Origin of the sequence: Natronolimnohabitans innermongolicus JCM 12255 (assembly GCF_000337215.1) — an archaeon.
In the GTDB taxonomy this organism is placed as follows: domain Archaea; phylum Halobacteriota; class Halobacteria; order Halobacteriales; family Natrialbaceae; genus Natronolimnohabitans; species Natronolimnohabitans innermongolicus.
On the sequence record NZ_AOHZ01000035.1, the window covers coordinates 22391 to 36403 of the forward strand.

General features: G+C 57.1%; 6 protein-coding genes. All 6 read right to left on the reverse strand.

What is annotated here, in order from left to right; all coding sequences use genetic code 11:
• Positions 1 to 443: 443 nt before the first annotated feature.
• Positions 444 to 5366, reverse strand: coding sequence for a hypothetical protein (locus C493_RS06930; RefSeq protein ID WP_049889195.1), 4923 nt, complete (start codon positions 5364 to 5366; stop codon positions 444 to 446).
• Positions 5367 to 5602: 236 nt separating this feature from the next.
• A complete protein-coding gene (locus C493_RS06935; protein ID WP_007258711.1) occupies positions 5603 to 6043 on the reverse strand; it encodes a hypothetical protein in 441 nt (146 codons plus the stop codon).
• A gap of 14 nt (positions 6044 to 6057) precedes the next feature.
• Entirely contained in the window at positions 6058 to 6969 is a 912-nt protein-coding gene (locus C493_RS06940) for a ParA family protein (protein ID WP_007258712.1), read from the reverse strand.
• 455 nt (positions 6970 to 7424) lie between these two features.
• Entirely contained in the window at positions 7425 to 8732 is a 1308-nt protein-coding gene (locus C493_RS06945; protein ID WP_007258713.1) for a tyrosine-type recombinase/integrase, read from the reverse strand.
• A 330-nt stretch (positions 8733 to 9062) separates the two neighbouring features.
• Positions 9063 to 12536 (reverse strand): AAA family ATPase, encoded by a 3474-nt coding sequence (locus C493_RS06950; protein WP_007258714.1) that lies wholly within the window; start codon positions 12534 to 12536, stop codon positions 9063 to 9065.
• The gene (locus tag C493_RS06955; RefSeq protein WP_007258715.1) at positions 12533 to 13837 is read right to left on the reverse strand and encodes a metallophosphoesterase family protein; all 1305 of its coding nucleotides are present in this window, start codon (positions 13835 to 13837) and stop codon (positions 12533 to 12535) included. Before C493_RS06955 ends, C493_RS06950 begins: the two co-directional genes overlap by 4 nt.
• Positions 13838 to 14013 lie beyond the last annotated feature (176 nt).

Consider the following 14013-nt stretch of genomic DNA (forward strand, 5'->3'; position numbering starts at 1 on the left):
CCAGTTGAAATCTACCTCTCCTGACACCAATCAATCAAAGATTCTGGGTATCACATGCTCTTCCACATATTTCGGTCGTCCCTACCTTCCCGGTGACTACCGTTCCTAATCTATTCTCCGTCATTTCCGTCGCTCACCATGGTTCGAATTTTGGCCGGTACAGACCATTGTTTAACCAACGAAATGGATGGATCGACGGTTTGTTGGTTAACGCTTCGTGCCCTATGCTCGATTCGTGGTCGTTGAGCTCCCCTCGCGGGACAACCTGAATCCGCCGCCGCTGCTACCCGGTCCAGCGCGGTTCGTTCGAACTCTTGAATTTCTGGGTCGATGAAGATTTCATCCATGCTAGGGTACCGACGGGTCGGGGGTTGTCGTTACCCATTGGATATTTCACCTAGTCGACTAATACGGTCGAATGGGTACCAGCGACGCTTGACATCTCAGCCTTTGAATGTCGATGATTGGTCGTCCGAACGTCGATTGATACGGAGGACAATGCCGTCGTGTGTGAACCCCTCGACGTCGAGTTCGTCGAGAAGTGCTGGGAGCTCGTCGAGGTGACCGTTCAGATCTATGGCTGACTCGTCCGGGAGCACCCCGACGAGTCGCCAGTCGCCCCGATACCGCCACGCCTCTTCGGGATCGGATTGTAGGCACACACGGCGATAGACTGAGATCTGGTTCGCACTGAGATGGACGTTGCTCACGGGGCCACCGGAGAGCGCCTTCGCCTCATATCTGACTGGTCGGAACCCGCTGTCGTCGTGTGCGAGCCCAACGAGATCGAATCCAGCGCCATCCCAGACACGAGAGATGTGCAAGCCCTGGGCCAGTGCTGAGTCATCGTCGGTCGCTCGCCATTCGTTCCATGCCTCACGGACCGACGATCGGGTGGCTCCTTTGGGGAACGGTGAGAGGAGGGCCTCTCGGGCCGCCTCGAAGGACTTTGGGCTATCGGCGTGTTCTAATGCGGAGAGGGTTTCGTCACGGACGCAGTGCAGCAGCGCCACTTCTGCTTCGTCACCGACTATCTTCTGAGCCTTGTGCTTCCGCGCCATCTCTTGTCGGTCGAACGTCCCGTTATCGTTCGGGTGACTCTCCAGACCCTCTGGCCCATCTCGAGTCCATCCTGCATCGCTCGCGTCTTCGATCTTCGAGATTGATTTGTAGCGTGGCGAGAAACGCCGAATTTCGTCGCTCAGGACCTCCGGATCGGGAATCTTCGAGGCTGGAATCGAAGCGGTGTAATCCGCGTTGGATAGCCAGCGGACGACAGCCCGAGATTGGTCGAACGTGAGTCGATGGACGGCGGAGTCGATGAACTCTTCGAGGGACTGCTTGACGGTCTCTTCGTCTGCATCCTCCACCCCGTTCGACGAGACGAGATTGACCAGATACGACACCAGCCGTGGTTGTTGATCGTCGAACCAGCGCTGCCACCGGAGGCGATGCTCGTGGGAGCATGAGAATCGGGGCCTGAACCGATCTTGTTCCTCGGTGAGGTCGAGCTCCTTGAACCGTTGGTTGATTTCCACGTCGCACACATCGTCGGAGCACTCGCCCATCCCGATATCCGATGGTCCGAGCGAGGACAGCTGGGTGGGAGATTCGATAGAGGGGTCGAGTGTGAGATCGAACTCCCCCAGCACATCTCTGGTCGCATCGAACAGATTTCGTTTTGCGGCCTCGTCCAGTGGGTAGAGCAGCTGGGCGTACTGGCTCACGAGAGGTCCAGCATCTTTCCGATCGACGAATCGGTCGAGACGGTCGACACCATCATGGTCGTACTCAGTCAGGGCCCGCTCGAAGAGGATACCGACCTGGCGTTGATCTTCGAATAGGAGGTCCGCGAGGGCCTCACCGAACGGTGTCAGGTCGTGTGATGGTTCGCCCAGAGCACCATCGAACACGATGGTGGGGGCGTCTGTGTCCACGAAGAACGCATAGCTGTCCTCGCCTCTGTATCGTTCCTCGGAGTCGAGCTCCCGTCTGTCCGCGGAGAGAGTGTACTCCACCCATGCGTCTTCGACCTGCTGGAACCGACTATTGTGCCATCTGTCGATGATGTCGTCGTCTATATCGAGACGTCTGACGGCCTCGCTCAACGCCAAGAGACGTGGGAGCAATCGCTCAATCGCTTCTTGTTTCTCGGTGGCCCTATCGTCGGTATCCCCGTCGGTTTCGTCAAATCGGACCTGACGGTTGACGGTGAGGAGGCGGGATTGCAACGGCGACGAGTCGTTGACGGACTGGCTCGGTAGTACCGCGGTGACGAGGGGGACTGAGTGGAAGATCCGACGCATCTGATCGCGGTCGTCGGAGTTCGTGATGATGTAGGCGGGCTCGCCAGAGAGTTGTCGCCATTCAAGGGGACGTTCGTGCAGACCTGTGGACGTCTCTGCGGGATGATACGTCAACAACGGTGGGGGATCGGTCCTTGATTCAGCCGAATCGTTGGAGACGATGGCCTGGAGGACTCGCTCGTACAGCCCAATGAGTGCATCACGAGCGGAGGAGTCGACCTCGACACTGGTCAAGTCGAGGTTTTGGAGACGGTCGGCGAGTCTGCGTGCGGGGGCCGCATCATGCTTCTCGAGGGTTCCCTCGGATATTCCATCGAGCGCACCGAGCGTCGTCAGGATCTCTTTGTACTCCGACCCCTGGTCGACACTCCACAGGACGCGCTTTCGCCCGTACGAGCGCGTCGGGAGCACGACCACATCGCGGGGAGCGACCCCGGCAGGGGCATCAGAGAGGTATCGTGGAGGTTCCGCGTGTCCGGTCGGGTCCTCCGTCGATTCGGAGTCGCTCTGGACGGGGAACCATGGCCGTTTGGCGAGCGGTGGGACCAGATTCGTCGACGCCCTCGACGAATCTTCCTCATCTCTTCGTTCGGCGATCTCCTGCTCGATGAGGTCAGACAACCAGACGTCCCAGGCGTCTGCGATCGAGACCAACCACGCATCGGACGGGCGGTCATCGTCGAACGACCCGTCCGAGAGCTGTGGCACCGTCGGGGCGCTGGGCCGTGTCTCCGCGGGGACGATGGCCGGTGGGATGGCTCGCGCATCGACGATGGCGTCTTGTCCACCTTCGATGAGGGTCAGTGGGATGCCTCCCTCGGGAGGTTCCGGCCCACAACCTAGGAACAGCAGGAATGATTCGACATCGAGAGATGGCGGGAAGTCTCCGAGTCTGTCGGTGTCGACCTGGTCGATGGTGAGTTGACGGGCGGGCGCCCATAGTGTACCATCGACGGGTAAATGGAGTGTCGCAATCGATCGGCCCGCCCGCTGCTCGGTACCGCTTGAGTCTCCGGATAGGAATCGCCACCCCATCTCGTATCCGTCGCTCTCTCCGAACGGGTCGGTCTGGTAACGTTCGTAGAGGAACAGCTCCGCCGCGTATCCGATCAGTTCGCGTTGGAGGGTCGCTGCTCGGTCGGCATCCTCCGCCAATGGCTGGTGATTGAAACGGGCAGGGGAGTTCCGAAGCTGACGGATCTCGGAGAGCAACTGCACAGGATTGAACGACCGTTCTCCGAGCGACGAGCTATCGCCGCCGACGAACAACGAGGGGAACTCGAATGTCGTCACGGAACAACCTGATTCTCGCAAACTGGTGGGGAGGGGAAGCGGACGGTCGTCTTCGTCGTCCCTGACGAACAGCACCCGATCGCTCTTCTCGGTCTCCCAGACCTCACGGCCCGATTGGGTCGTCGGGAGCGGGACCCGAACCGATTCTTCACCCTCGCTCTCGACCGGGATGATCGGTGTCTCTCGATCGCGGAGTGCGTCGCACAGGGCATCGGCGTACTTTCCCAGCGTCACCGTCCCGCAGCCCTTTCCGCAGTGATGGTCCAACCACGCCCTAGACACCCGCCAGAATCGATCGCATTCGCCGGTCTGGACGCTGTCCTGGTTCTGGAAGTACCGGTCGGCCAGCTCCGCCCAGAGCTCGTATGACTCCCGGGCCTTCATATCGTCGCCGAAGAGGAGTGCTGCGAGGTGCTCTTCGATTCTCCGAGCAGGGATTCCGCTTGCCCCAGGGTCGAGGAGTGACCAGAAGTCGCGGCGGATGGTATCGTTATCTTGTCCCTCGACGCGCTCGACATCTTCGGGGTCGATTCTCGTCCACTCGACGGTACTCAGTGGGGCCCCAACCTCCTCGAGGAGTTCGAGGAGATGGAGCTCGGCTCCAGCCTCGAGGAGCGCTTGGTTGTACCGACCGACGCTATCGTCCTCGACGGTCAGTCCTTTGCGATCTGGCTGCAGGAGGAAATCGCCATTGAAATCGACTCCGAACGGTGCATCCAGTTCCGTCGGGAGGTAGCCGTAGAGCTGCCCCTCGACATCTCTAGCATCTGACCCAGGCCAGCTGATTGCAGCACCGGGGTTCGAGAGGTCGTAGTCGGCTTCTGCAGCTTCCTCTGCGAGCGATGTCGACGAGTGACGCTCCGATCTCCAGTACGCCATCGACCGCCCGGAATCCTCGCTCCACGTTCCGTCGGTCGGCCAGGTTCGACGCTCGAAACAGCGGTCCGACGTCTCGGCTCTCACGCTCAGTCCGCGGCTGTGTTCGAGCAGCCCGGCGAAGTGGAGGTGGCTCTCGTTAAGGTTCTCCATCATCTTCGAGACCTCGTCCATCCGCTTCGTGGGAATCGGGACTACGACGGCGGTGGTGACCTCTCCGTCGGGTATCGGTGACGGTCGTCCCTCGCTCATCAGCGGGAGCGGGAAGTGATAGCTCGGGCGTGTACCGATGTCCGAGTAGGTGGGATCAGTCGTCTCGAGGAACCTCTTGTGACCCCGCCGTACGTCGGGGTAGTCGAGGCGCTCGTTCCAAATCTCGTCGTCCAAGTGCGAGTGGAGTTCCATCCCCCACCAGCCATCCTCGTGTCGACTCCAGACACGAACCCAGTCGTTCAACCAGAAGACTGACCGGAAACCGACTCCCTTGTTCCCGACGCTCTCGTCGGGTGATTTGTTCGACAGGTGGACCGAGCAGAGTGCATTGAAGTCCGGTCGGTGGGCCTCTTCCGGCGGGTCACGGTAATTAAACTCGGGGTCGACTGAGATGGGAAGTCCGTCGTTCGTGACGACAAGTGCGTAGGAGCTGGCCGAGGTCGGCGTCTCAACGACGTTGACGGTGATTTCTGCATCCGCTCTGTCGAGTGCATTCTGGAGCAGTTCGAAGACGACACGGCCAGCGTGTGCACGACGGACGCCCTGTTCGTCGCCACGTTGCTGTAGCGCCGTCTCTCCACGTTGTCTCTCATAATAACAATGATGCTTCTTGAAGATGGTCTTGAGAGCACTCGGTGCGGGGTAGGTTTCATCCCGTTCGGACACGTCCACGCTCATCGGCGAAGCTGAGTGTTCAGGTCCTTCACTGGAGCGATGAGTTTGGCGTGATCAGTGCTTGATTGTCGTCCCTCGAATAATGTCATAGACTTTGTGACGGTGCACTCTCATTTCATGCTTCGCATCATGAGCCATGGGGCACTTAACTAGATTGACTCCGGTACAGCCTCAAACTAGACAGAGGTAGCGGAACAACCAGGAACTCGTACTATCCTAAATATCCAAGAATCACTGATTCACTGATCGACGTCTTCCTTAGCCAATTCGCGAATCTTCTCTTTCGTCTCTTCCCGGTGCTCGCCAAACGCTACCTCGAAAATTCCATGGTAAAAGTGCTTGTTCTTCTCAAGCGTGGCGTTCTCCCGTTTCAGCTGCTTTTTCAGCCGCGTGAATGTGACCTCAATATCTTCACTCTGTTCCGGTTCGACGTATATCGTGGCCGAATCCCAATCCTCCCGGATGTTCAACGGTTCATCGTCTGTTTTCTCTGCCTTCTTACTCGAGGATTCAGTATCCGCTGTGCCAGTAGCCCCCTGCTGCCCTGATTGCTCCTCAGTATCAGCCGCAGGTTCGTGGTCTTGACTCTCTGCTTCCGACATCGTTTCCATCGTCTCGTCATCGGTCGCGGCTTCCTCGTCGTCTGCTTCCTCAGACGGATCCTCAAATCGCTCGTCCATTCCCCGGGGCATTCTTACGCCTCCACCTGCGTTTTGTCGAACGCTCGTTCCATCGTCTCCGCAACCTCCAGAAAGAGGTCGCGCTCTACTTGCTGATCGTTCGCGTCTTCCCACCCAAAAATATCTCGTCCATTGTCCCACGCACGCTGGATCGCTACTCGCATCGGGAGTTTGAAAATCGGTGCCATTGACGCGAAGGATTCGTCGAAGGAGTTGAGGAATTTCTGTGACTGACCGTCGTCCCGGTACATATTCGCCAGGAGTCCGACGATTGCGATCTCGATCTGCTGGTTGTCCTCGATGGACTCCAGCTGGTCCCACAGGTCGTCAAGTGCATCCCGTGATGTTGCTTGGGTCTGTGCAGCCAGGAAGACGTTTTGAGCCGCGATGAAGGCCGCGTCCGTCAGGACTGAGAGGTCGGGAGGGCAATCGACTACGATAAAATCGTAGTTGTATCCGTCGTCAACCATCTCTTCGAGGGCGAGTTTCAGTGAGAGGCGGGCATTCGCATCGTCCATCCAATCTCGAGCAAGGCCCATGTCCTTGTGACTAGGAATCAGATCGAAGTTCAGATGGTCGTACTCGTCGGCTTCGATCACGATCTCTGAAAGACTTGTATCGTGCGTGCGCGGATTGTCGACGAGTACGTCGAGCAGATTCTCGTCATCGGTGACTAGTGTGTTGGGGAGTTCGTTCTTCGGGCTTGCTGGATCGTTGTCGTCGCCCGGACCTAGTCCAAGCCCTTTCGTCATGTCGGCTTGCGGGTCCATATCGATTGCAAGAACATCGTGGTCGCGCGTGGCCAACGCCGCGGCACTGTTAATCGTCGCTGTTGTCTTTCCAGTCCCGCCTTTCTGGTTACCGAAGGCGATCGTAGGGATGCCAGTCGATGGGGTGACGCACCATCCACGAGGTGTCTCGGTCATGGTTCGATCATTGAATCAATGACTCATAAATCCATGTCAGACACTCAGTTGTATCTCTCTCAATGTGATTCTGCCGAATATCGTCGTTTGATGGGCTAAGGTGGCGAATTCGTCTCTTTTCGGGCACTGTCTTTGAATCATTGATTCACTGACTCAATGATTCTTGAAATCAGTACTTCACTGATTCATTGATCCAATAACTTCGTGATGCGAGTCTCGTGTTCCTAAGTCCTCAATTCAATACTTCATGCACTCACTAATTCAGTGACTCAATGAATCTATGAGTCAGCGACTCCTCACTCTCTATGACGCTAAGCAACTCAATGAATCATGGGCTCTTTGATTCCCAACTTCCGGTATCCAATACTTCATGAAATCAGTGACTCAGTGATTCATTGAGTTAGTTATTAACCGAAGAAAGACAACTGGAATGACTTGACAGATGGCGATTGATGTTACGTTCTCTCTCCGAAGGCTGCGCTAAGTTGGTCTCGCATGAACTCTCGTCGGACTCGACGAGAACGCGAGTCAGACAGGTAATTTTGCATCACCACCAGAGGATCGCTACTACCCTGCTCTGCAGCGATTTCGTCGACACCTTCGAGAACGCCTTCGAGGACTGCTGTATAGGTATCGTACCAGAATCGACGACAGAGCTGTGGACTTGGTCGTTCACCCCTAATCCGCTTGGGGAGATCTGCTTCCAATGCAAGATTTTGGAACCAATTCCGGATTGTATCGCGGGTCACGTACGGCGTTTCTCCTTGTGAGGAGGGGAACAGGTATCCAGTCCACGTATCGTCTTCCGCTAGCTCATCGATTCGGGAGTCGAGCACGTCCATTCCGTACAATAGAGACACTTCGCCGGGCCCGTTCTTGCGGTTCTCGAACGTGATGAAGGGGACGTCGTCTTCGTGAACGTCACGCTGGAACTGCGAGATATGGAGTGCTGCGACCTCACTTGCTCGAAGTCCCCAGCCAGCTAATGCTACCACGAGCAGCTCTTCTCGCGTCGTCCCCGATGCCTGCATCAGTTTCCGAATATGATTCGCTGAAAGCGAAGGAGTCAGGGAATCTTCGACTTCCCACTTGAATTCGTCGTAGAGGCCGCTGGCAGGATTCATCGAGGCGACCCGCCGCCCGACCAGATGCTGATACCACGCGTCGACGACGCGCCGCACACGCTGTAGAGTCTGTGCACTGTATTCCCGTTCTGCTCCCTCATTCAACCAATCAAATGCTGCATAGACCGCGTCAACGGCTTCGTAGGCTGGATTCTCTCGGCCCCGTTGAATCGGTGTGAGGAGGTCGTCCGTCCCGTTCGCCTCCTGGTAGGCACGTACGTAGAGGTTCAGTCGCGTTCGCAGCGCGTCGACAGAAGACGACGCCAGACTGTACCGTGATTTTCGCCGGTTGAGGAACTGTTCGAGGGCGTCGATTGTTGCATCATTCGATGTTGCCCATGTGTAGCCTTCTTCATTGTCTCCGAGTTCGAGAACCTCGTTCCAGAACTCTCCAAACGAGCGGTCGTGATGGCGACGGAGTGCGGCGAGGAACGCCCGCGCATCGTGATCTCGAAACCACTGGTGGGTTGGTTTCTCGCTCGTTGGATCGATACCCTCTGTTTCGAGGCAGGGGGCGATCTCGTCCCAGTACAGGTCCGTGAAGTCCTCGAGCGAATACGAGGTCCATCGGACTCCCTCGAATGATGGCACACGCTCAGCGTCGGTCTCGCTCTCATGTTCGGCGTCCGATCGATTCATTGTAGCGGTCTCTGGGGAACTCGACTGTCTGAAACTGGATTGGTGCAAAACCTCGATAGAAGCTTAGTCGCGGCCCAGTATGGCGATTCTAAGAGTGGCATATTCGAGTTGTTCAGCGTTTTAGTCGGATTCGTTATTAGTTTGTGGGTTCGGCTGACCGGGAGAGTCTGCTGAACCCACGCCAATACCGGGAATAAAATACGCTGTGATAATAAACCATATAGCGCAATACAATTTTCTTGGGTGATTTCTAGATTCTCGTCTTCATTGGGCCAGAGACTTCGAACCAGTAGCTAGCAAGGCACAAGTACCGAATTCAGCGAGAAAGAATCAGTTTTTGTTTATACGTGAAAGCAGGTTTTCAGTCCTGTCTTTGGCCTCATCTCGAGAGATACCTTCGTCGACGTAACGCTCGATGACACGAGCACGAATCTGGCCCTGATCCAGCGTCTCACGAAGTTCGATGTACTCGTTCTCTTCAAGATACGTCTCCAGCTCGTTCGCCTTACTGCTATAGAACCCGCTTATTTCGTTGTGCAAGGCCTCAACGATCTGCCTGCCATCGCCATTGACTGACTCAGCAAGTTTACTAACCTCGTCGATGAAGTTACTGCTTACGGCGCCAGAGGCTTCGAGAACCTCTCGATCAACGGGCTCGCCACGACCAACCTTCCAGGCGTCGACGAACTCGTTCAGCGCCGCGGCATTCTCTTCTACTACCGTTACCTGTTCGGAATCAACTGAGGAGAGGTCTCCGTTGCCCCACTGCAGCAGGTTATTCAGCTGACCCCAGTGCTCGATCCCGAGCTCCAAGAGTTGATGAAGGGTTTCGACATCGTCGACTACGTACCACAGGTGCGCCGTCCCGACGCCACGGTGCGGATTGAACGAATCCACCTTGAGTTCGTCTCCATACGAGGAATGGTCGTGACCGTCGGGACTGGGGGACTTCGGAGTGAACGACTCGATAGAGTCCAGATCGGGGATATGAACGGAGTCGTCGACATCGCGAACCGTTGCAAGGTCGATGATTTCGTGGTTGACGCTGTTCGTACTCTCTAGTGCAGCAGTCCACTTCGCCACTTCATCGCCCTGTGCGGTGAAATAGAAGACCTGCCGACCGTTCCGGGCGAGTTCGATCGTCGACTCGATGATCGTCTTCGCCCTGCGGTCGTCGGTGTTGGCAAGCGTCTCGTCGAGGAGGAGTGGAATCTGAACGCCCTGTTCCTGCTGTTCCACGAAGGCGATTCGAACGGCGAGTAAGACCTGCACCCGAGTACCGCTCGAAAGCTCGTCGAGCGCGAGTCCCTTCTGTTTGGATTCGTCGAACGCACGGAACTCGGCTTCGGCCTCATCGAAGTCCAACCGATACCGGCCGCGAGTGATCGTCGTCAGGATTTCACGAGCACGCTCGAAGACGTCCGGGCGACTAGTCTCCATCGTCGCCTCCTGAACGTGATCCACCAGCACGTCGCCGACCATCGCAGCACAGTCGTCCTCGAGTTGGTCTTTCAGATCATCGAGCGCCCGATCACGCTCCGCAAGCGCCGTTTCAACTTGGTCGTCGGACTTTGCCTGCCTGATTTCTGCCTTGATATCGGCAATCCGTGACTGCAGGTCGTCGAAATCCTCAGCAGTTCGTTCCGCCTCACGGAGGTCTTCTCTGAGGTCAGCAATCTCTTGCTTCTTGAGGTCCGGTTCGAAGCCCGGGTAGCTTTCGAGTTCTTCGGCTTCCGTGTTCGCCCGGATGTTGGCCTCTCGTACGTCCTCCGCAGCCGATTCGTATGCTTCGACCTGCTCACAGAGTTCCTCCAACCTCTCGTGGTCATCGGAGTCGAGATCCAGAGCCGCAAAGATTTCGTCGCGTTCGTCCGCCAACGCACCTATCTTCTCGGTCGCTTCCTGAATCGTCTCGGTAGCTTGGTCGAGGTCCCGCTGTGCGGCTTCGCGCTGCTGTTCGCGGTTCTCGAGGTTTCGGATTGCCTCGGTCGCCTCACCAGACCTCTCGACATCGTCATAGCTGTAGGGATCGAGTTTCGCTTGGAGTTCTTCGCGGGCGGTCTCGATCTGGTCGTCGACGGTTTCGATGCTCTCTTGAATCCCCTCAACCTCGTCGTGGGCTTCCTGCCAGTCAAGCACTCGCTTGGAGATCACAGCGAGTTCGACATCAGACGCATCTGGCGCGGCGCCCAACTGGTCTTGGAGTTTGGCACGCGTTTCCTCCAGATCCTGCTCTTTCTGTTCGAGCGTGTCTGAATCCGTGGCCAGGCTATCGCGCCATTCGGACCGTCGCTCGGCCAGTTTGTGCGCTGCGATTGCGTCGTACAGTCCGATCAGACGAGACCGAACCTCGTCTTCGGTCCACCCCGCCGGCGGGTTCAGACCGGTTTTCTCGAACGACTTGCGATGCGGTTCCCGTGAATCCCCTCCGTCTTTGGACTGTGAGCGAGCGCGCAGCCCATACCAGAAGATACCAGCGCCGACGAGCAGGATGGAGAACAGCAGTGGATGCACCAACAGACCCAGCGCGATGCCCGTCGAGGCGAGAGAAACGGCCGAGAACACAGCGATTCGGAATGCCTCTGAACCGTCGTTCGACTCCGTAGAAACGGACGCAGCCAGCCATTCCTCCAGCGACTGACTCGCGCGTTGGAGCGTGGGTAAATCGGGCTCAGGGTGCTCACCGTCCTCCAGTAGTCGTTGGACGGCCTCCCGGGTTTCACGCTCGGACTGGAGTTCCTCGGCCTCTCGTGCGAACTTCGAGACGGTCTTCCACGTGACGGGTTCCAAGTCAACGAGGTCCCCGGTATCGACATCTAGGGGAATGTCATCTCGGGCAGTTTCTCGCTGCCGTTGGGCGTCAGCTAAGTCGCCCTGGAGATCGCGCTTCCTGTCCTCCGCAGAATCAAGGTCATCGCGAAGCTCTTTCAGATGGTCGATACGGCCTGTCGGGAGCCCCTCTTCAGGAAGGTCGGCCTCATCAAGCCGTTCTTGAGCGTCCGTTTTCGTTTCCTCGGCCTCGTCTTTTTTGTCGGTCCACTCGTCGATGTTATCTTCGAGGGATCGAACACGCTCGATTTCGTCTCCGTCGACCTGGTCTAAGATATCGGGGAACTCGTCAAGCCTCGATTCAGCCTGCTCTAGCTGGTTTCTCGCCTGTGCGTAGTCGATCGCCTGCTCGAGCAGTTCGGATCGCTCTTGTGCTTGACGCGCTGCCTCCAGTTCACCACGTAACCGGGAGAGTTCGTTCTGCTCTTGGCGTAGTTCGGAAACGTCGTTCTGCGCCTCACGTAACTCCTGAATCGCTCCCTTGGCGTTCTGGACGACATTCCTGTTGGCCCGACTCGGGGAATCCGAATACCTGAGCTCGTCGTATGCTGCAGAGAGATCGTAGCCACCAGCTGATTCTCGCTCGATTATCTCGGCGAACGATTCGTTGTTGTTGTCTCGCTGGAGTAGGTCGTGGAGGGAGAGACGGTAGCGGTCGCGTTGATCGGCTGGAGGAAGGCTCGGACCGTTCGCCTCTTGGCCGTCACGTTGGTAACTCGTGCGGCCATTGTCGACTTCGACTCGCCAGTCTTCACCGTTCAGTGAGAGCTGCCCCACGAGGGATGCACGCTCATCGGCGGTCTCGGGCCAGCAAAGCCATTCGAGCGACTCAGCGAGCGTCGTCTTTCCTGCCGCGTTCGGTCCATGAACGACATTGATGCCGGAGCACAGGTCGTCGACAGAGAAGCCACCAGTTTCGAACCCAGGAGCTTGGACGATCTGGATTTCCTCGAAGCAGATCGGGTCCCTGGTCATGCGTTACCTCCCTTTTGGCTGAGTAGGGTATCAAGCAGTACCCGTGCCTGCTGTTCGAGATGTTCGATAGCGTCAGTGCCGTCCGGATCCCCGAGTTCGGTTTCGCGTCGGAGTGGATTGTACGCATTCGCACTATGAGCCTGCCGCACCGCTGCTAACGAGTCATCGACCACGTTGCCGTAGGATTCGCGAGTATCACCGTTCTCGATTTCGAGCAGGAGGTTAGCGAGGTACGCAGCTGCATTGTCTCCTTCTGCAAGGTCTTCAAGATCGATTGCCGGACGAGTGTCGACGTCAATCGATTCGATTCGGACTGAAACCGATCCCTCCCGGAATCCGAGGTCACGCTCCATCGACCGATGCTGATCGACGAGCGTCGAGTGGGCATCCGTCCGACCGGTAAGATGAACCCGAACTAGACTGAGTTCCAACGATCTCGTGTCGAGTTCGGATCGAACGTGTTCCTTGATTTCCTCTGAAATTACGGAGGTTGCTTCTTGCGGGTCGTCTACCTCGGACACGTCGACCGAAACCTGGTCGTAGCGAACGGATGCTAGAGGGATCTGTTCAGCACGTACCTCTCCGTTTTTGGGTATCGTAATCGTCCACGGGCCGTGGGCCTGCTGTTCACCCGGATCGAGCGGTTGTGGCGATCCAGAGTACAAAGCCAGTGGACGCGAGTCGATCTGGATCCCCGGACTGTGAATATGACCGAGAAGCCAGGCATCTGCTGGGGTATCGCGGAGCTCGCTGGACAGAACCGGTGCGTATCGGCTTCCTCGTGAGTCGAGGTCGGCGTGAAGCACTCCGATCTGAGGCGCGTCATCGGTCTCCGGAAGCTCGTACTCCTCGAGCGGAGACTCGTAGACGTGTTCGGCCGAAAACGACCAGCCATCGAAATGGGCTACCGGCTCGCCGTCCTGTTCGAGCGTCCAGCGTTCCCACTGACCCTCTCTCCCGAGGAATTGGAGCGTGTCGGAATCGAGGTTATCAACCATATCAGGGAGGGCATCGAAGTCGTGATTCCCGGCAACCACGACGACTGGGATCCCTGCTTCGTCGAGTTGGGCAATTCCGTCTTCGAACGCTCCGTACGCCTCGAAATAGCGATTCTCCTGATCAACAATATCACCTGCAATCACGACCGCGTCAACATCCCGGTCGATTGCCTCTTGGACCGTCGACAGCCAGACGGCTTTCGGTGACAGCTCGGGACCATCCAGATCATCCGGGATCCGACTCGGGTGACGGCCGAGGTGAAGATCTCCCGTGTAAAGTAGTTCCAGAGCGTCCTCCATCATTGCGACTAACCAGTGAGCTAGAAGCACATATCACTGACAAATAAACTCTGTCAATTCGTATCGAAATGCCATGAAAAAGAAGTCCTACCCCGTCGACAACTGATGGTCTATCAACATTCTGACGGTCTACATTTTATCGAATATTTCAGTGTGTGGTGGTGATTTGCACCCTAATG